We start from the raw sequence: 18,878 nt of genomic DNA on the forward strand, positions 1-18,878 counted from the left end.
GCGCGGTGGATCCTGCACACCGCGACCTGTTCGACCGGTTGGAACGTTTCTACGACGCGGTGCCCCGGGACGCCGCCCGCGCCGAGGAACACGGCGCTCTGGTGCTGTTCGCCCGGGACGGGGCCGGTTGGCCGTTCTACGCCCGCCCCCGCCTCGACGCCGACGCGCCACCGTCGCTGGCCGATGTGCACCAGGTGCGCGAACGGCAACGTGAGCTGGGTCTGCCGGAGGCGTTCGAGTGGGTGCACGAGACCACCCCGGAACTGCTCGCCACCGCCCGGGCCGCCGGGCTGAGCGTGCTGGAGGCCCCGCTGATGGTGCTCGACCCGCAGGCCGGCCCGCCCGACCCGGCGACGCTCACCGACGTACCGGTGCGGGTGCTGGACCCGGACGCGGCCGGCTTCGCGCTCGACGTGGCGGCCCGGCGCGCGGTCGCCGCGGTCGGGTTCTCGGCCGCCGGCACCGTGCCCGGCGACGCCGGCCCGGCCGAACGGGACGCCGCGATGACCGAGCTGGACGTGGCCGCGCTGGACGAGGAACGGGCCGCGATCGCCGCCGGCCGCCGACTGTCGGCGGTCGCCTGGACGCCGGACGACGGCGTGCTGGCCAGCGGAATGGCGATGCGGGTCGACGACGTCGCCGAGATCGCCGGGGTGGCCACCCTGCCGGCCGCCCGCCGCCGGGGGCTCGCCGCCGCGGTGACCGCCACCCTGGCCCGCACCCTGCGCGCCGCCGGCACCGACCTGGTCTTCCTCTCCGCCGGCAGCGAGGACGTCGCCCGGATCTACCTACGCGTCGGCTTCCGCCGCATCGGCACCGCCTGCATAGCCGAACCCACCGCCCTCATCTGACCGCACTCTGCCCCGGCGCTGCCCCCGCGACCCGGTGCTGCCCCGACCCACGTCGGCCCCGACCCGCGTTGGCCCCGGTGATCAAGAGGTTTGCGTCACCCCACGCGCTCGCCGTGACGTAAACCTCTTGATCAACGCCCGAGGGCGACGGGGCGGGGAGGGCGCGGGTCAGGGGGTGGGGGGACGCCAGGTGGCGGCGGTGGTGGCGGCGCCGGAGAGCAGGCGTGGCGTGATCGTGCCGAGGGCCGCGTCGCGGGCGCGCAGGGCCAGCCGGCCCCGGGTCTGGAGCACCGCCGACATCCGCCGGGTCTGCCGGACCACGGTGGCCGCGCGGGGCCGCCGCACCCGGTCGTACGCCAGCACGGCGTCGGGGAGCCGGGACTCGCGCAGCAGCGACGACAGGGTGGCCGCGTCCTCGAACGCCAGGCAGGCGCCCTGCCCGAGGTGCGGCGGCATGGCGTGGGCGGCGTCACCGAGCAGCACCACCCCGCCCGGCCCGGCCGGGAAGCCGTACGCCCGGGGCAGCGGGCGCAGCTCACGGATCTCCTGCTGCACCAGGTCGGCGGGTTCGGTGGCGGCCAGCAGCTCACCGATCGGCGCGGGCCAGCCGGCGTACCAGCGTTGCAGCAGGGCGAGCTGGGTCTGCGGGGGCTCCGGCCGGGGCGCTCCGGCGGCGGTGGCCACCCAGTAGACGCCACCCCGGCGGGACGCCCCGGAGGAGCCGCGCTCCCCCAGCGAGGCGGCCACGAACCGGTAGCCGGCGCCCAGCACCTCGCCCCCGACCGGCCGGTCGGCCGGCAGGGGTGCCCGGTACCAGGGGATCACCGCCCGCCAGGCGGCGCAGCCGGAGCTGACCACGGCGGCCTCGGGGGCGAGTTGGCGGCGCAGCACGCTGTCCGTGCCGTCGGCGGCGACCACCAGGTCCGCCTCGACGAACTGGCCGTTCCAGCCCACCCCGGGCCGCTCGGCGGCGTCGGCCCGGACGCTGTCCACGGCGACCCCGGTGCGCAGCTCGACCCGGTCACCGAGGCCGGCGATCAGCGCGTCGTGCAGGTCCTCCCGGTGCACCACCACCGGCATCCGGTCGGCCGGGGTGGGCCGGGGCTGCACCAGCCAGTGACCGTCGGGGCGGCGGATACCGCCGTCGGGCAGCGGGGTCGCGATGGCGTCCAGGCCGGCACCGATGCCGAGCACCTGCAACGCGCGTACCCCGTTGGGCCACAGCACCACAGCGGTGGGTTCCGGGCGTACCCGGTCGGCCCGTTCCAGCAGGGTGACCCGCCACCCGGAGCGGGCCAGCGCGCCGGCCACCGCCAGACCGCCGAGGCCGGCCCCGACCACCACCGCGCTGCGCATGCCGCGCCCGCTCAGCTGTCCCGGTCGGCGGACCGGTCGGTGGCACCGGCGGACCGGTCGGCTCCGGCGGGCTCGTCGCCGCTGTCGGCCCCGGAAGGCCGGTCGTCGGCGTCGGGAGCAGGGTCACCGGCCTCCGGCCCGGTGACCCGGTCGTCGGCCGGCGGCGCGCCCGGCGCGTCGGGCAGCACCCCGCTCTCCCGGTACGCGGTGAACTGTTCCTCGTCGACCACCCGGTACCCCGCCGGGGCGGCCGTCGGGGACCCCTTCCCGGTGGCGGCGAGGTCGACCTGGGAGACGTCGCTCCCGGCGCCGTCGGCGGTGGGAACGGCAGCGGGGGCGTCGAGCGGGATCAGGAACTCGCGGGGGCCCCGCACCCGCAGGAAGTAGATCAACGCGCCGAGGAAGACCAGGCCGGCGGTCCACACGTTGAGCCGCAGACCGAGGATGTGGTTCGCCTCGTCGGTGCGCATCAGCTCGATCCAGAACCGGCCGGCGGTGTAGCCCATCACGTAGAGCGCGAAGGCCCGGCCGCGTCCCAGCTTGAACCGCCGGTCCAGGGCGAACACCAGGCCCGCGACGCCGAGGTTCCACAGCGCCTCGTAGGCGAACGTCGGATGGTAGAGGCCGGGTTCCAGGATCGGCTGGTTGGCATCGTCGCGCAGCGCGTGCCCCGGGTTGTCCGGGTCCATCCGGTGGATCTCCAGGCCCCACGGCAGGGTGGTCCGCCCGCCGTACAGCTCGTTGTTGAACCAGTTGCCCAGCCGACCCACCGCCTGGGCCAGCGGCAGGCCCGGGGCCAGGGCGTCGGCCACCACCGTCAGCGGGATGCCGAGCTGCCGGGCGGCGATCCAGGCGCCGACCGCGCCACCGGCCACGGCCCCCCAGATGCCGAGACCACCCTCCCAGATGGCGAACGCCTTCCACGGGTCACCGCCGGTGCCGAAGTACTTCTCGGGTGAGGTGACGACGTGGTAGATCCGGGCACCGATGATGCCGGTCGGGACCGCCCACACCGCGATGTCGAGCACCGCGCCGGGGGCGACGCCCCGCTGGCGCAGCCGGTGCTCGGTCACCAGGCAGGCGACCACGATGCCGGCGACGATGCAGAGGGCGTACGCCCGCAGCGGGACCGGCCCGAGCTGCCAGACGGCGGTGGTCGGGCTGGGCAGCGCCGCCAGGGGCGTCATCGAGACGAGGGTCACGGGTGCACAGGCTACCGCTGCGGACGCCCGCCGTGGCACCCCGGTCCGGTCAGAGCCCCGGTACGACCGGCCGCGCCGCGGTCCGGCCCGGTGATCCGCGCGCACCACCCCGGCCGGCGCCCCGCCGTCGGGGAACCGTCGTGTCGCCGGCACGTCAGTTCGATCGCCCCCGTGGCCGGGGCGGGCGGGTCAGCGGGCCGGGTTGCGGACGCCCTCGGCGAGTTCGGCGGAGAGGGTACGCAGGGCGGCCAGGCCGGCGTCGAGGTCCGGTGCGTCCAGCAGCCGGCGGATCAGCGCGCTGCCCACGATCACCCCGTCGGCGTACCCGGCGACGGTGGCCGCCTGCGCGCCGGTGCCGACGCCGAGCCCCACCCCGACGGGCAACTCGGTGGCCTCCCGCACCCGGGAGACCAGCACCGGTGCGGCGTCGGAGGTCTGCGACCGGGCCCCGGTGACGCCCATGATGGCGGTGGCGTAGACGAAGCCCCGGCAGTGCTCGACGGTCATCCGCAGCCGGGCGTCGGTCGACGACGGGGAGACCAGGAACGTCCGGTCCAGCCCGTACGCGTCCGAGGCGGCCAGCCACTCGCCGGCCTCCTCCGGGATCAGGTCCGGGGTGATCAGGCCGGTGCCCCCGGCGGCGGCCAGGTCCCGGGCGAACGCGTCCACCCCGTACTGCTCGATCGGGTTCCAGTAGGTCATGGTGACCACCGGCGCGCCGGTGGCCGCGACCGCCTCGACGATGCGCAGCGTGTCGGCGGTGCGGACGCCGCCGGCCAGGGCGATGTCGCTGGCCTTCTGGATCACCGGGCCGTCCATCACCGGGTCGGAGTAGGGGATCTCCACCTCGATGACGTCCACCCCGGCCTCGACCATCGCGGTCATCGCGGCGATGCTGCCGTCGACGGTGGGGAACCCGGCCGGCATGCAGCCGACCAGGACGGCCCGCCCGTCGGCGCGGGCCTTGTCGAAGGCCACCCCGATCCGGCTCACGGTCTCACTGCTCCTTGTCGAGGATGCCGAAGTACTCACCGGCGGTGTGCACGTCCTTGTCGCCCCGACCGGAGAGGTTGACCACCAGGACCGGTTCCCGGCCCAGTTCGGCGGCGAGCTGCGGGGCGATCTGCACCGCGCCGGCCAGGGCGTGCGCGCTCTCGATCGCCGGGATGATCCCCTCGGTGCGGCAGAGCAGCTCGAACGCGGCCATCGCCTCGGCGTCGGTCACCGGCCGGTAGCGGGCCCGGCCGGTGTCGTGCAGCCAGGCGTGCTCCGGGCCGACCCCGGGGTAGTCCAGGCCGGCGGAGATCGAGTGCGACTCGATGGTCTGGCCGTCGGCGTCCTGGAGTACGTAGGTGCGGGTGCCGTGCAGCACCCCGGAGCTGCCGCCGGTGATGCTGGCCGCGTGCCGGCCGGTCTCCACGCCCTCGCCGCCGGCCTCGAAGCCGTACAGCCGCACGTCGGTGTCGGGGACGAACGCGTGGAAGATGCCCAGCGCGTTGGAGCCGCCGCCGACGCAGGCCAGCACCGCGTCGGGCAGCGCGCCGGTCAGGTCGAGGCACTGCCGGCGGGCCTCGTCGCCGATGCCGCGCACGAAGTCCCGGACCAGCTCCGGGAACGGGTGCGGCCCGGCGGCGGTGCCGATCAGGTAGTGGGTGTCGTCGACGTTGGCGACCCAGTCCCGCATCGCCTCGTTCATCGCGTCCTTGAGGGTGCGCGAGCCGGTGGTCACCGGGACCACGGTCGCGCCGAGCATCCGCATCCGGGCCACGTTGAGCGCCTGCCGCTCGGTGTCGACCTCGCCCATGTAGACCACGCATTCGAGGTCGAACAGGGCGGCGGCGGTGGCGGTGGCGACCCCGTGCTGGCCGGCGCCGGTCTCGGCGATCACCCGACGCTTGCCCATCCGCCGGGTGAGCAGCGCCTGGCCCAGCACGTTGCGCACCTTGTGCGCGCCGGTGTGGTTGAGGTCCTCCCGCTTGAGCAGCACCCGGGCACCGATCCGGGCGGAGAACCGCTCGGCGGGGTACAGCAGCGAGGGGGTGCCGGCGTAGTCGCGCAGCAGGGCGTCGAACTCGGCGAGGAACTCCTCGTCGGTCATCGCCTTGCGGTACGCGGCGTCCAGCTCGTCGAGCGCCGCGACCAGCGCCTCGGGGACGAACCGGCCACCGAAGCGGCCGAAGTGACCGGCGGAGTCGGGGAACCGCTCGGCCACCTCCCCGGCGCTCATGCCGTCACTTCCGGGCCGGTGGCGCGCCGACGCTCCGTCGCGTCGCCGGTGACGAATCGCTCGCTCATCGCGATGTCCTCTCGCTGCGCGGATCTGCCCGTCGGGTCAGCGCGCCGGGCGGGGCGTGGCCGGATGGTTCCCGGCGTTGACCAGCTCGGCGACCGCCTCGCGGGGGCTCTTCTGGGTGACCAGCCCCTCGCCCACCAGGACGGCGTCGGCGCCGGCCGAGGCGTACCGGATCAGGTCGTGCGGGCCCCGCACCCCCGACTCGGCGATCTTGACGACGCTGCTGGGCAGGCCGGGCGCGATCCGCTCGAACACCGACCGGTCGACCTCCAGGGTACGCAGGTCACGGGCGTTGACCCCGATCACCTGCGCGCCGGCCTCCAGGGCCCGGTCGGCCTCCTCCTCGGTGTGCACCTCGACCAGCGCGCACATGCCCAGCGACTCGATCCGCTCCAGCAGGCCGACCAGGGCGTTCTGCTCCAGCGCGGCGACGATCAGCAGCACCAGGTCGGCGCCGTGCGCCCGCGCCTCGTGCACCTGGTAGCTGGATACCACGAAGTCCTTGCGCAGGACCGGCACCTGCACGGCGGCCCGGACGGCGGCCAGGTCGTCGAGGGAACCGCCGAACCAGCGCCCCTCGGTCAGCACACTGATCGCCCGCGCGCCACCGGAGGCGTACTCGCCGGCCAACTCGGCCGGGTCGGCGATCTCGGCCAGCCGGCCCCGGCTCGGCGAGGAACGCTTCACCTCGGCGATCACGGCCACGCCGGGCTTGCGCAGGGCCGCGTACGCGTCCAGCGGTGGTGGCGCGGCGGCGGCCAGTTCGCGCAGCCGCTCCAGCGGAAGCTGCTCCTGCCGCCGGGCCACGTCCTCACGGACGCCGGCCAGGATCTCGTCGAGCACGCTTCCGGACGCCGCCGAACCGGCCCCGTCCCCCTCTGCGTGCGCATGCTCAGCAGTCACCAACGGACTCCCCTCTCCGGGTGTCATGGGCCGATGCTAGGGGGCGCCACCTGGCGACAGACGCCGGGGGTATGGCGCTCCTCACGAGATGGGCTGTGGCATGATGCCGGACCTCCGGTGAACGGAATGTCACGCAGCGCCACCGGGCCCGTCGGTGGGTGTCATCGACACCCGTCGTCCGGGGCGCCCCGGACCATCGATCGATGCCCATACGCTATGAGATCACGTCCCGGCCCGGCGCGCAGCACGACCGGTCAGGCCCGGCGGCTGTGACCAAGCTCAAGAAGGACCATGCCGCGCAGGTGGGGGCCGTTGACCGGGCCGTCACCCGGGCGAAACGTGAGCCCGGCAGCATGGGTGTCGGGCAGACTCGACGATGCGCCTGCCCACCATCGGATCTCATCGTGCGGGGTGACCTATGAGCACTGCGGGGCCGAACGCCGGCATCGGACTCACCACCATCTCCCGGACCGTCGCCTCGCTGGCCGTCGAGGTGGTGCACACCGTCGAACGCGTCGTGGTGGGCGAGAGCCGGGTGCGTACCGCGCGGGGCAACGCCTGGGAGGCGGTCTGCGCCGACCGGGCCCGCGCCGACCAGCGCGCCGCCCTGGACCGGCTGGTCGCCGAGCTGGCCGCCACCCGGGACCGGCCGGCCGCCCGCACGCCGCAGCCGGTCAGCTGACCGTCGGGTCCTCACCCCGGTCGAGCGCGTCCCACGCCTCCCGGTTGCCCCCCTCGGCGATCGGCCGGCCACCCGGCCGGGCCGGCCCGTCGGCGCGGACCGTCCGCTCGTAGCGGGCGCCCATCGCCGGCCAGGCCGCGCCACGCCGCGCGGTGAGCAGCCCCCCGCCGGCCGCCACCAGCCCGCCGAGCAGGCAGAGCGCCGGCCACTGCCGGTGCGCCTCGACGCCACCGGCGGCGACCAGCCCGTAGCCGCCGCCGGCGGCCACCGCCAGGCCGAGCAGGGCGACCAGGCCACCCAGCAGCCGCCGGACCCGCCCCCGGGTGGCCAGCACCGCGCCGCCGCCGGCCAACGCGACGAGCGCCAACGCCGACAGCCACGGCAGCAGGTCCGCCCCGGAACGCTCCTGCCGGCTCGGCGGCAGGGCACCCCGGGCGAGCACCTCCACCGACCAGGTCCGGGTCGCCGCCCACGCGGCCAGGCCCGCGCCGGCCAGGCAGAGCAGCACGGCGTACGTCAGCTCGCGCCGGCCGGTCGACGGGCCGTCGGTCGCCGTCGTCGCGGTGGCACCGGTGCCGCTCACCGGGCCGGTCGCAGGGTCTCGGCGGCGGCGATGGCGGCCAGCACGGCGGCGGCCTTGTTCCGGGTCTCCTGGTCCTCGGCGGCCGGATCGGAATCGGCCACCACCCCCGCCCCGGCCTGCACGTACGCCCGGCCGTCGCGGATCAGCGCGGTCCGGATCGCGATCGCCATGTCGAGGTCGCCGCCGAACCCGAAGTAGCCCACGGTGCCGCCGTAGAGGCCCCGGCGGACCGGCTCCAACCCCTCGATGATCTCCATGGCCCGGACCTTCGGCGCACCGGACAGGGTGCCGGCGGGGAACGTCGCGGCCAGCGCGTCGAAGGCCGTCCGGTCGTCGCGCAGGGTGCCCACCACCGTGGAGACGATGTGCATCACGTGGCTGTACCGCTCGATGGTGGCGAACTCCGGCACCTGCACGGTGCCCGGCCGGCAGACCCGGCCCAGGTCGTTGCGGCCCAGGTCGACCAGCATCACGTGCTCGGCCCGTTCCTTCGGGTCGGCCAGCAGTTCGGTGGCGAGCCGGGCGTCGGCCACCGGGGTGGCCCCGCGCGGCCGGGTGCCGGCGATCGGGTGCAGCATCGCCCGACGCCGACCGTCGGTGTCGGCGTTGACCTTGAGGTGCGCCTCCGGGGACGAGCCGACGATGTCGAACCCGTCGAAGCGGAGCAGGTACATGTACGGGCTCGGGTTGGTCGTCCGCAGCACCCGGTAGACGTCCAGCGGATCGGCGTCGGTGGCCCGCTCGAACCGCTGGGCCAGCACGATCTGGAAGCACTCGCCGGCCCGGATCGCCTCCTTGGCCGCCTCGACCGCCTTCGGGTAGCCGCCGTCCGGGGTCCGGCTGACCACGTCACCGGCCGGTGGCCGGCCCACCGTCGAGATCATGGGCGGAATCGGTCGGGACAGCGCGGTGGTCATCGCGTCGAGCCGTCCCACCGCGTGGTGGTAGGCGGCGGTGACCCGCTCGGCCCGGTCCGGGTCATCCAGCGGCGGCAGCACCGCGTTGGCGACCAGGATCGCCGACCCGTCGTAGTGGTCCAGCACCACCAGGTCGGTGGCGAGCATCATGCCCAGCTCCGGCAGCCCCAGGTCGTCCTCGGTCAGCTCGGGCAGCCGCTCGAACCGGCGGATCAGGTCGTACCCCAGGTAGCCCACCATGCCGCCGGTCAGCGGCGGCAGGCCGGCGGCCGGGTCCGGCGTCCCACCGGCGAGCGCCGCGACGGTCTCCCGCAGCACGTGCACCGGGTCGCCGGAGACCGGCACGCCGGCCGGCGGGGTGCCGGTCCACTGCGCGACGCCGTCCCGTTCGACCAGGGTGGCGCTGCTGCGCACCCCGATGAACGAGTAGCGCGACCAGGCCATGCCGGCCGAGCCGACACCCTGCTCGGCGGACTCCAGCAGGAAGGTGCCCGGCCCGCCGGCCAGCTTGCGGTAGACCCCCACCGGGGTCTCCGCGTCGGCCAGCAGCCGACGGGTCACCGGCACCACCCGCCACCGGGCCGCCGCCTCGACGAAGCCCGCCAGGTCGGGGCTGAGCGCACCGTCGGTCACCGCTGGACCTCCTGACGGGTGACCGGGAGTTCGGTGAAGAAGCAGGTGCGCTCGCCGGTGTGGCAGGCCGCGCCGACCTGGTCCACGCCGACCAGCAGCGCGTCGCCGTCGCAGTCCAGGGCCACCGAGCGGACGTACTGGTGGTGGCCGGAGGTGGCGCCCTTGACCCAGTACTCCTGCCGGCTACGCGACCAGTAGGTGGCCCGGCCGGTGGTGAGGGTGCGGTGCAGCGCCTCGTCGTCCATCCAGGCGACCATCAGCACCTCACCGGTGTCGTGCTGGCGCACGACCGCGGCGACCAGGCCGTCCGGGGTGCGGCGCAGCCGGGCGGCGACGGCCGGGTCGAGACGGGAGGGGCGGACCGCGCCGCCGGGTCCGCCGTCGCGGGGGAAGAGTCAGGTACGGGCACAGTTACCGATTGTCCCGCACGCGGCGCGGGCACCTGCGAGCCGTCCCCGACCGCCCGGGACAGCTGGGCGACGTACCGCTCCAGCCGGCCGTCGCACAGGGCGCGGGCGAGGTCCGGGCCGGCGGTCTCGGCGACCCGGTCGGCGTACGGGCGCACCAGCGGGAGCACCCCGCTGACCAGGCGGGCGGCGGCCACCCCGACCTCGCCGGTGCCGCCGGGGCGTACCCCCAGGCAGAGCAGCATGTCGTCGCGGTAGCCCGGGGGCGCGACCGGCAGGTCCAGGGCGGCGGCGAAGGCGGCCCGGCGGGACGCCACCCGCACCCCCGGGTTGGCCGGGCGCAGCACGGACGGGCAGAGCCGGGCCAGGTCGGCGGCGGCCAGCCGGACGCCGAGCGGGTCGTCGGCGGCCAGCGCCCCGGCCACCTTGCCGAGGGTGGCCACCAGTTCCTCCAGGCGGGGCTGGTCGGCGGGCTGGCAGAGCACCGGCAGGTCGATCCGGCGACGCCAGGTCGGGTCGGCCCAGAGCAGCCGGGTGGGGGTGGTCACCGGCAGCCCGAACGCCCAGTCGGCGGGTTCGCCGAGCCGGTCGACCCAGGTGCGGACGTCCCGGGCGGCCACCGACACGTGCACGATCCGCCCGTCGACCTCGGCCAGGTAGGCCCGGCGGGCGTCGTACGGCGCTCCGCTCGGCCACCGGCCGCGCGCGGACCCGCCGGTCGGGTCGACCGGGCCGGTCGCCGCGCCGCGCCGCGTGCCGCCCGCCCGGCCCGGCGGTCCCACCGGCGCGGACCGGCCCGCCGCCCGGGCCTGCTCGGGTGCGACCGTCGGGGTCGACGCGCCGCACGGACCGGGCCCGCCCGGCGGCGGCACCGCCGGGGTGGGCCCGGTCGTGCTCACCAGCACGTCGAGGTCGACGTCGCTGTACGCGGTGGCGGCCCGCCGGGCGTGGCTGCCACGCAGCAGGATCCCGACCACCGGGCGCTCGGCGGACGCGCGCAGCCGGTCGGTCCAGTCGGCCAGGAAGGCGGCCTCCGGCAACGGAGCGTGATCCACCGCGCCATCGTGCCGTAGGTCCGATCGGGGCGCAATGCCCGAAGGCGGACTCCCTGTCCGGTCCGAAGGCTAGCGCCCGGTCCGGAGGCTAGTGTCCGAAGCCGTCGGTCGATGGACCAGTGCCCGACCGTCCGCATCCCGGCCGCCGGATACCGCTCGCCGGCCACCGCGTCGACGGGGACCGCCTCCCGCAGCCGGGCCTGCTGCCCGGCGGTGAGCCGCAGGTCGGCGGCGTCGGCGTTCTCCTCCAGGTAGCGGACCCGCCTGGTGTCCGGGATCGGCAGCACGTCCTCGCCCTGGGCGAGCAGCCAGGCAGGGGCGGCCTTGGCCGGGGTGCAGCCGGTCTCCTCGGCCACCACCCGGACGGCGGCCACCAGCCGCAGGTTGGCGTCGAGGCTGTCCGCCGCGAAACGGGCTGCCGCCGCCCGCCAGTCACCCTCGGTGAGCTGATCCCGGCCGGTGATCGCCCCGGTGAGCAGCCCCCGCCCGACCGGCGAGTACGCCACCAGCGCCACCCCCAACTCCCGGCAGGTGTCCGGCATCTCCCCCTCGACGTCCCGGCTGAACAGGGGTACTCCATCTGCACGGCCGCGATCGGGTGCACCGCGTGGGCCGTGCGCAGCGTCGCCGGGCTGACCTCCGACAGGCCGAGCAGGCGTACCTAGCCCGCCGCGACCAGTTCGGCCATCGCCGCGACGGTCTCCCCCGGTCGGGGTGCCCGGGTCCCGGCGGTGCAGGTCGATGGTGTCGACGCCGAGCCGGTGTTGCGCGGTGTCAGGGAATTCAACTACCGTTGATTTCAACGAGTGATGAATTTATCGGGAGGTGCGCGATGGACGACGCCATCGCCGTCCGCGACCTCGTCGTCGACCGGGGTCGACGACGGGTGCTGGACGGCATCGGGTGCACGGTGCCGCGTGGCACGGTCACCGGGCTGCTCGGCCCGAGCGGCAGCGGCAAGACCACCCTGTTGCGGGCCGTCGTCGGGGTGCAGACGATCACCTCCGGCACGGTCACCGTGCTGGGCCGGCCGGCCGGTGCGGCCGACCTGCGCCACCGGGTCGGCTACCTGACCCAGGCGCCCAGCGTCTACGCCGACCTGACGGTCCGGGAGAACGCCCGCTACTTCGCCACCCTCCAGGGGCGCAGCGCCGCCGACGCCGACGCGGCGGTCACCGACGTCGGCCTGACCGCCGCCGCCGGCCAACTGGTCGGCACCCTCTCCGGCGGGCAACGCAGCCGGGCCTCGCTGGCCTGCGCGCTGGTCGGCGAGCCGGAACTCGTCGTCCTCGACGAGCCCACCGTCGGGCAGGACCCGGTGCTGCGGGCCGACCTGTGGGCCCGGTTCCACGCCCTGGCCGCCGCCGGCACCACCCTGCTGGTGTCCAGCCACGTGATGGACGAGGCGGCCCGCTGCGACCGGCTGCTGCTGATCCGCCACGGCCGGCTGATCGCCGACGACACCCCCGACGCGGTCCGCGCCGCCACCGGGGTGGACGACCTGGAGGAGGCGTTCCTACGCCTCATCCGGGCCGGCGGAGCCGACCCGACGGGCACCGGGGAGGCGGCGTGAACCCGACGATCCTGGCCGCCACCACCGGGCGCATCCTGCGTCAGCTGCGGCACGACCGGCGTACGGTGGCGCTGCTGGTGGTGGTGCCGACGGTGCTGCTCACCCTGGTCTACTTCATGTACGCCGACCAGCCGACCCCGCCCGGCCAGCCGTCCCCCTTCGACCGGGTCGCCCTGGTGATGCTGGGCTTCTTCCCGTTCATCATCATGTTCCTGGTGACCAGCATCGCGATGCTGCGGGAACGCACCAGCGGGACGCTGGAACGGCTGCTCACCACCCCGCTGGGCAAGCTCGACCTGCTGTTCGGCTACGGCATCGCGTTCGGGCTGGCCGGGGTGGTGCAGTCGACCGTCGCCGCCGCGGCGGCGTACCGGCTGCTCGGGTTGACCACCGCCGGGTCCGCCGGGCTGGTCGTGCTGATCGCCGCGGTCAACGCGGTGCTGGCCGTCGCGCTGGGGCTGTTCTGCAGCGCCTTCGCCCGGACCGAGTTCCAGGCGGTGCAGTTCATGCCGGTCGTGGTCGCCCCGCAACTGCTGCTGTGCGGGCTGTTCGTGCCGCGCGACCAGATGGCCGGCTGGCTCCGGGCGGTCAGCGACGCGCTACCCCTGTCGTACGCGGTGGAGGCCCTCCAGGAGGTCGGCGCGCACTCCGCACCGACCGGCCTGATGTGGCGGGACGTGTCGATCGTGGCCGGCGCTGCGGTGCTGGCCCTGGTGCTCGCGGCGGCGACCCTGCGCCGGCGCAGCGGGTGAGCCCGGTGGCCCGCCGCACCGGCCGCCGCCCCGGCAACCAGGACACCCGGGAGGCGATCCTCGCCGCCGCCCGGTCGGCGTTCGCCGAGCGCGGCTTCGACGCGGCCTCGATCCGGCAGATCGCCACCGCCGCCGGGGTCGACCCGGCCCTGGTGCACCACTACTTCGGCAGCAAGGAGGAGCTGTTCCGGGCCACCGTCGACATCCCGGTCGACCCGGCCGTGCTGCTGCCCGCCGTACTGGCCGGCGACCCGGACGGGCTCGGGGAACGGCTGGTCCGCACGTTCCTCGGGGTGTGGGACTCGCCGGCCGGGGTGGCGGCGGTGGCGCTGCTGCGCTCGGCGACCAACAGCGAGTGGACGGCCCGGCTGATGCGCGAGTTCCTGACCACCCAGGTGCTGCGCCGGGTGCTCGACCGGCTCGACGTGGACCCGGCGGAGCTGCCGCTGCGCGGCGGGCTGGTCGCCACCCAGATGATCGGGCTGGCCATGATGCGCTACGTCATCCGCCTGGAGCCGGTCGCCTCCGCCACCGCCGACACCCTGGCCGCCACCCTGGGCCCCACCATCCACCGCTACCTCACCGCCCCCTCCCCCGCTCCCCCACCGCTCCACCGCCCGCCTCGCCTCCCGCTCCACCCCCCACCGAACCTCGGTGATCAAGAGGTTCGCGTCATGCCGGGTGGGCGAATCTGGCGCAAACCTCTTGATCACCGAGGTCCGGAGGGGGAGGGGAGGGGTGCGGCGTGCGGGCTGGGTGGGGGTGGCGGGGGGGCAGCCCGTGGCGGGAAGGGCCACGGGCTGCGGCGGGGCTAGTCGCGGTCGGTTCGGGTGTTGGCGGGGTGGCGGTGCGGGCGGGGGTGGGCGGTGGAACGGGTGCAGAGCAGCGGGTGCAGCAGCCGGGACAGCTCCGACAGGTCGGTCACCGGGTGCGGGAACGGCAGGCGGGCGCGACGGCGGTCGCCGGGGCCGCCGAGCGCCACGACCAGTCCGTACCGGTCGAGGCGGACCACCCGGGGCTCACCGCCGGTCAGGTCGAGTCGACGGCGCAGGTACGCCGTCACCTGCGGCCCGTGGTGGTCGGCGAGGTCGGCCAGCAGGGCGGCCTCGTCGGCGTGCACCGGGTCCGGTTCGGCGGCGGCGTACTCGCCCGGATCGACCCGGTGCACCACGCCGGCGGTCTCCAGCCGGGCCTCGGCCACCTCGAAGCGGTGCAGCCGGAACCGGCTCCCGACGTCGAGCAGGTCGCCGGTGGGGTCCACGGCGGCGAACTCGACGGCCGCCCGGCGGGCCGAGTCGCCGGTCAGCGGCACCGCCCAGCCGGACACCCAGGCCCGGCCGGCCGACGGCGCACCGGCGGCCGGGGGCAGGTCGAGCACGTCGAGCACCACGGCCACGTCGCGCACGGCGGCCGGGTCCAGCTCGGCGGCGAGGTCGCTGAAGACCGGGACGAGCAGCAGCACCCGCCCCTCCGCGTCGGTGGCGTGCCGGACGTGGAACGGGCCGGGGCGGTGGGCGAGGTGCACCAGGCCGGGTAACCGACCGGCCACCAGGGTACGGATCAGCTCAGCAGGGGTCGGAGCCACGGGCACCTCCGATAAAGGTTAGCCTTACCTAACCCGCAGAGTAGAGCACCGGGGCGACCACGTCCACCGGATGCCACCGCCAACGCGGAGCAGCCGGTGGATCAGCGGGTCTGCTCCAGCCACGACGCGTAGAGCAGGGCATACACCGAGTCCGGATCACGCAGCAGTTCCTCGTGCGGGCCCCGCTGGACGATCCGGCCCCGGTCCACCACCACCACCTCGTCGGCGGCCTGCGCGGTGGACAACCGGTGCGCGATCGCCAGCGTCGTACGGCCCCGGGTCACCGCGTCCAGGGTGCGTTGCAGGCGTACCTCGGTGGCCGGGTCGACCGCGCTGGTCGCCTCGTCCAGCACCAGCAGGTCAGGATCGGCCACGTACGCCCGGGCCAACGCCACCAGCTGCCGTTCCCCGACGCTCAACGCCTCCCCCCGCTCCCCCACCGGGGTGGCCAGTCCGGCCGGCAGCCCGTCCAGCCAGTCGGCCAGGCCCAGCTCGGTGAAGGCGGCCGTCAACTCCGCATCGGTCAGCTCCGGGCGGGCGAAACGGACGTTCTCCCCGACCGTGGCGTCGAACAGGAACCCGTCCTGCGGCACCATCACCACCCGGGACCGCAGCGAGTCGAACCGCACCTCGTCCAGCGGCACCCCGGACAGCAGCACCCGCCCCTGCGTCGGGTCCATCAGCCGGGTGAGCAGCTTGGCGAAGGTGGTCTTGCCGCTGCCGGTCTCGCCGACCACCGCCACCCGGCTCTTCGCCGCGATGTCCAGGGTGACCGCGTGCAGCACCGGCGGCCCACCCGGGTAGGCGAACGTCACGTCCGCGAAGCGGATGTCCAACGGCCCCGCCGGCAGGTCCCGGCCCTGCTCCCCCGGGTCGGCCACGTCCGGGGCCATGTCCAGCACGTCGAGCACCCGCCGCCAGCCGGCGATCGCGTTCTGCGCCTCGTTGAGCACCTCGGTGGCGATCTGCACCGGCTGGATGAACAGGGTGACCAGGAACAGGAACGCGGTGAGCTGGCCGACCGACAGCGTCCGGTCCACCCCCAGCGACACCCCGACCACCACCACCCCGGCCAGCGCCACCCCGGCCGCCAACTCCCCCACCGAACTGCCCATGATGCTGATCCGGATGGCCCGCTGCTGGGCCAACCGCTGCCCCTCGATCGCCGTGTCCAACCGCCGGGCCGTGCGCCCCGAGACGCCGTACGCCCGGATCACCGGCGCGCCCACCACGCTCTCGGCGATCGTGCCGAGCAGGGTGCCCGTCCGCTGCCGGACCACCCCGTAGGCCCCGGCCAGCCGGCGCTGCAACAACCGGATGATCAGCACCGCCGGCGCGAAGGCGACCAGCACCACCAGCGTCAACTGCCAGGAGTACGCCAGCATCACCGCCGTGGTGACCGCGAGCTGACCCAGGTTGACGATGAGGATGACCCCGCCCCACTGGAGGAACTGGGTGATCTGGTCGACGTCGCTGGTCACCCGGGAGACCAGCGACCCGCGCCGCTCCGACTGCTGGTGCAGCATCGACAGGTCGTGCACGTGCCGGAACGCCCTGGTCCGGACGTTGGCCAGCGCGGTCTCGCTGACGGTGAACAGCCGCCGCATCATCAGGTAACCGCAGACGGTGGTGAGCACCAGCACCGCCGCCGTGGCGGTGACCACCGTGACGATCACCCCGAGATCCGGCCCGTCGGGGACGGCGATCCCCTGGTCGATGCCGCGCTGCACGGCCACCGGCACGGCCACCCGGCCGACCATGTAGACAAGCGCCAGCGCCAACGTGCCGGCCAGCCCGGTACGCAGCTCCGGCGAGAGCGCCAACCCCCGCCGCAACGTCTGCCAGGTCCCCTCGGTCCGCTCGACCGGCTCGTCCCCGCCACCCTCGCCCACCGGCGTCGACCTTCCGCTCCCGACCACACGACTCCGCTGCGCTGCACTCCTCGCGCTCACCGGGCCACCCCTCCGCTCGCGACTGCGGGGCTCCGCTGCGCTGCACTCCTCGCGCTCACCGGGCCACCCCTCCGCTCGCGACTGCGGGGCTCCGCTGCGCTGCACTCCTCGCGCTCACCGGGCCACCCCTCCGCTCGCGACTGCGGGGCTCCGCTGCGCTGCACTCCTCGCGCTCACCGGTCCACCTCGATTTCCAGGCCCGACGGGAGCGGGGCGACCTCGTCGTACGTCCGGTTCTCCGCGCGTTCCTGTTCGGCCTGCTCGTAGGCGGTGACCAGGTCGACGTAGCCGGGCACGGTGGCCAGCAGCTCGGCGTGGGTGCCCCGGGCCAGCACCCGGCCCTGCTCCAGGTAGATCACCTCGTCGGCGAGCGCGATGGTGGCCCGCCGGTACGCCACCACCAGGATCGACGCGGCGGCCGGCTGCCCCGGCACCGGGGCGCGCAGCCCGGCCAGGATGGCGGCCTCGACCCGGGGGTCGACCGCGCTGGTGGCGTCGTCGAGCACCAGCAACCGGGGCCGGCCGGCCAGGGCGCGGGCCAGGGTGAGCCGCTGCCGCTGACCGCCGGAGAGCGAGGTGCCCCGCTCACCGACCATGGTGTCCAGCCCGTCGGGGAGGGCGGCGACGAAACCGTCCGCCTCGGCCAGCCGCAGCGCCGCCCAGACAACCTCGTCGTCGATGCCCGGCCGGTCGAGGCTGATGTTGGCCCGGACGGTGTCGTCGAAGACGAACGGCACCTGGGCGACCAGGGCGGCGGTCGAGGCGAGCGACGCGGCGGTGAGCCGGCGCACGTCCACCCCGTCGAGGGTGACCGTGCCGGCGTCCGGGTCGACCAGCCGGACCGCCAGCGAGGCGATGGTGGACTTGCCGGCGCCGGTCGGCCCGACCAGCGCCACCGTCCGCCCGGCGGGCACGGTGAAGGCGACCTCGCCGAGCACCTGCGTTCCGGGCAGGTGCGCCTCGGCGGGCTCGTAGCCGAAGTGGACGCCGTCGAAGGCGAGGGTCGCCGGGCCGGCGGCGTCGTCGAGGGTGACCTCGCCGTAGGGCATCTCGCCGGTGGCGTCGAGCACCCGGCTGACCCGGTCCCACCCGGCCACGCTGCGCGGCAGCTCGGCGAGCACCCAGCCGATCGCCCGCACCGGGAAGGCCAGCACGGTGAAGAGGAAGGCGACGCTGACCAGTTCGGTGACGGTGATCGCGCCCTGCCGCAGCCGGACCGTGCCGACCACCAGCACGGCCAGGGTGCCGAGGCTGGGTAGCGTCTCCAGCAGCGGGTCGAAGACGCCGCGCAGCCGGCCGACCGCGATCAGCGAGTCCCGCAGTTCCCGGGCCCGGCCGGCGAACCGGGCGGTCTCCTGGGCCTCCCGGCCCATGGTCTTGACCACCAGCGCGCCGTCGAAGCTCTCGTGGGCGATGCCGCTGACCTCGGCCCGCAGCCGTTGGGCGCGGGCCTGACGGGGGGCCATCCGGCGGGAGTAGACCACGTTGAGCGCGAACAGGGCGGGGAACACGGCCAGCCCGACCAGGGCGAGCGCCCAGTCGGTGACGAACAGCGAGCCGACCGCGCCGACCAGCATCACCAGCGTGCCGACCGCGAACGGCAGCGGCGCGATCGGGTACCAGGCCGCCTCGACGTCGGAGTTGGCGTTGGACAGCAACGTGCCGGTGGCGTTGCGGTGGTGCCAGGCCAGCGGCAGGTCCAGGTAGCGGCGGGTGACCCGGCGACGGTAGGCGGCCTGGAGGCGGAACTGCATGTAGCCGGCCCCGAGCCGCCGGCCGAAGATGCCGACCACCCGCAGCACGCTGATCCCGAACAGCGCCACGGCGGCCAGGGCCACCGTGCCGGTGCCGACCTCGCCGGCCTCGACCGCCGGCACCACCACGTCGCCGACGACCGCGCCGACCACGTACGCGCTGGCGATCACCAGCCCACCGAAGAGCACGCTGCCGGCGACCGCCACCGCGAAGATGCGCGGTTGTTCCCGGATCGCCCGGCCGAGGACCCACAGCCCCCGGCGGATCACGTCCCGACTCGTCCCGCTCGCCACGCTCTCCCCCGCCGTAAGCCGCAATTATCTCCCTTATCCTTACCGTTCCCGGCCACCGCCGCCGCCCGGCGGCCTATGTCCACCGT

At 75.2% G+C, this 18,878-nt stretch carries 15 protein-coding genes and 3 pseudogenes; 5 read left to right on the forward strand and 13 right to left on the reverse strand.

All coding sequences use genetic code 11. The features are described from left to right. The first annotated feature begins 5 nt into the window (after positions 1 to 5). Entirely contained in the window at positions 6 to 851 is an 846-nt protein-coding gene (locus tag FJK98_RS23515; protein ID WP_145920941.1) for a GNAT family N-acetyltransferase, read from the forward strand. Between the two features lie 168 nt (positions 852 to 1,019). Here FJK98_RS23515 and FJK98_RS23520 read toward each other — a convergent pair whose 3' ends face one another. The 5 genes from FJK98_RS23520 to trpC form a co-directional block, all read right to left on the reverse strand. Continuing rightward, positions 1,020 to 2,207, reverse strand: a complete 1,188-nt coding sequence (locus FJK98_RS23520; RefSeq protein ID WP_145920942.1) for an NAD(P)/FAD-dependent oxidoreductase — start codon at positions 2,205 to 2,207, stop codon at positions 1,020 to 1,022. A gap of 11 nt (positions 2,208 to 2,218) precedes the next feature. Next, positions 2,219 to 3,409, reverse strand: a complete 1,191-nt coding sequence (lgt, locus tag FJK98_RS23525) for a prolipoprotein diacylglyceryl transferase (protein WP_145920943.1) — start codon at positions 3,407 to 3,409, stop codon at positions 2,219 to 2,221. 189 nt (positions 3,410 to 3,598) lie between these two features. After that, positions 3,599 to 4,402 carry a tryptophan synthase subunit alpha gene (gene trpA, locus FJK98_RS23530; protein ID WP_145920944.1) on the reverse strand — a complete coding sequence of 268 codons (804 nt, stop codon included), beginning with the start codon at positions 4,400 to 4,402 and terminating at the stop codon, positions 3,599 to 3,601. Between the two features lie 4 nt (positions 4,403 to 4,406). Next, positions 4,407 to 5,636, reverse strand: a complete 1,230-nt coding sequence (gene trpB, locus FJK98_RS23535) for a tryptophan synthase subunit beta (protein WP_145920945.1) — start codon at positions 5,634 to 5,636, stop codon at positions 4,407 to 4,409. Between the two features lie 105 nt (positions 5,637 to 5,741). Beyond that, the gene (gene trpC, locus FJK98_RS23540) at positions 5,742 to 6,545 is read right to left on the reverse strand and encodes an indole-3-glycerol phosphate synthase TrpC (protein WP_176738808.1); all 804 of its coding nucleotides are present in this window, start codon (positions 6,543 to 6,545) and stop codon (positions 5,742 to 5,744) included. A 478-nt stretch (positions 6,546 to 7,023) separates the two neighbouring features. Between trpC and FJK98_RS23545 the strand changes: the two genes are divergently transcribed. After that, positions 7,024 to 7,287, forward strand: coding sequence for a hypothetical protein (locus tag FJK98_RS23545; RefSeq protein WP_145920946.1), 264 nt, complete (start codon positions 7,024 to 7,026; stop codon positions 7,285 to 7,287). On the opposite strand, the gene FJK98_RS23550 is transcribed toward FJK98_RS23545, so the two are convergent. The 5 genes and pseudogenes from FJK98_RS23550 to FJK98_RS34320 all read right to left on the reverse strand — a co-directional run bounded on the left by FJK98_RS23550 (position 7,280) and on the right by FJK98_RS34320 (position 11,424). Continuing rightward, positions 7,280 to 7,870, reverse strand: a complete 591-nt coding sequence (locus FJK98_RS23550) for a Trp biosynthesis-associated membrane protein (protein WP_145920947.1) — start codon at positions 7,868 to 7,870, stop codon at positions 7,280 to 7,282. The genes FJK98_RS23545 and FJK98_RS23550 overlap by 8 nt on opposite strands. Further along, entirely contained in the window at positions 7,867 to 9,420 is a 1,554-nt protein-coding gene (locus tag FJK98_RS23555) for an anthranilate synthase component I (protein ID WP_145920948.1), read from the reverse strand. The genes FJK98_RS23550 and FJK98_RS23555 overlap by 4 nt, the downstream gene beginning before the upstream one ends. Then, positions 9,417 to 9,862, reverse strand: a pseudogene (gene hisI / locus FJK98_RS23560) (phosphoribosyl-AMP cyclohydrolase). Before hisI ends, FJK98_RS23555 begins: the two are co-directional and overlap by 4 nt. Positions 9,863 to 10,036: 174 nt before the next feature. Next, positions 10,037 to 10,804 (reverse strand): annotated as a pseudogene (locus tag FJK98_RS33345) (hypothetical protein); the annotation flags it as partial. Beyond that, positions 10,723 to 11,424, reverse strand: coding sequence for an aldo/keto reductase (locus FJK98_RS34320; RefSeq protein WP_240762298.1), 702 nt, complete (start codon positions 11,422 to 11,424; stop codon positions 10,723 to 10,725). The pseudogene FJK98_RS33345 and the gene FJK98_RS34320, both read right to left, overlap by 82 nt. Before the next feature lie 290 nt (positions 11,425 to 11,714). On the opposite strand from FJK98_RS34320, the gene FJK98_RS23575 reads away from it, so the two are divergent. The 3 genes and pseudogenes from FJK98_RS23575 to FJK98_RS34325 form a co-directional block, all read left to right on the forward strand. Continuing rightward, positions 11,715 to 12,455, forward strand: coding sequence for an ABC transporter ATP-binding protein (locus FJK98_RS23575; RefSeq protein ID WP_145920949.1), 741 nt, complete (start codon positions 11,715 to 11,717; stop codon positions 12,453 to 12,455). Further along, a complete protein-coding gene (locus tag FJK98_RS23580; protein ID WP_145920950.1) occupies positions 12,452 to 13,207 on the forward strand; it encodes an ABC transporter permease in 756 nt (251 codons plus the stop codon). The genes FJK98_RS23575 and FJK98_RS23580 overlap by 4 nt, the downstream gene beginning before the upstream one ends. 5 nt (positions 13,208 to 13,212) lie before the next feature. Continuing rightward, positions 13,213 to 13,797, forward strand: a pseudogene (locus FJK98_RS34325) (TetR family transcriptional regulator); the annotation flags it as partial. A 221-nt stretch (positions 13,798 to 14,018) separates the two neighbouring features. Here the strand turns inward: FJK98_RS34325 and FJK98_RS23590 are convergent. The 3 genes from FJK98_RS23590 to FJK98_RS23600 form a co-directional block, all read right to left on the reverse strand. Then, entirely contained in the window at positions 14,019 to 14,792 is a 774-nt protein-coding gene (locus FJK98_RS23590; protein ID WP_145922954.1) for a DUF2470 domain-containing protein, read from the reverse strand. Between the two features lie 101 nt (positions 14,793 to 14,893). Continuing rightward, complete coding sequence (locus tag FJK98_RS23595; RefSeq protein ID WP_145920952.1) at positions 14,894 to 16,684, reverse strand: ABC transporter ATP-binding protein; 1,791 nt, start codon at positions 16,682 to 16,684, stop codon at positions 14,894 to 14,896. A gap of 233 nt (positions 16,685 to 16,917) precedes the next feature. Next, positions 16,918 to 18,792, reverse strand: coding sequence for an ABC transporter ATP-binding protein (locus FJK98_RS23600; RefSeq protein WP_145920953.1), 1,875 nt, complete (start codon positions 18,790 to 18,792; stop codon positions 16,918 to 16,920). Between the last annotated feature and the right edge of the window lie 86 nt (positions 18,793 to 18,878).

Source organism: Micromonospora sp. HM134 (assembly GCF_007833915.1).
Taxonomy (GTDB): domain Bacteria; phylum Actinomycetota; class Actinomycetes; order Mycobacteriales; family Micromonosporaceae; genus Micromonospora; species Micromonospora wenchangensis.

Coding starts and splice junctions, on each gene's coding strand:
- FJK98_RS23520 (WP_145920942.1), bottom strand. CDS start 2,207: ATGCGCAGCGCGGTGGTGGTCGGGGCCGGCCTCGGCGGTCTGGCGGTG.
- trpB (WP_145920945.1), bottom strand. CDS start 5,636: ATGAGCGCCGGGGAGGTGGCCGAGCGGTTCCCCGACTCCGCCGGTCAC.
- FJK98_RS23545 (WP_145920946.1), top strand. CDS start 7,024: ATGAGCACTGCGGGGCCGAACGCCGGCATCGGACTCACCACCATCTCC.
- FJK98_RS34320 (WP_240762298.1), bottom strand. CDS start 11,424: ATGCCGGACACCTGCCGGGAGTTGGGGGTGGCGCTGGTGGCGTACTCG.
- FJK98_RS23575 (WP_145920949.1), top strand. CDS start 11,715: ATGGACGACGCCATCGCCGTCCGCGACCTCGTCGTCGACCGGGGTCGA.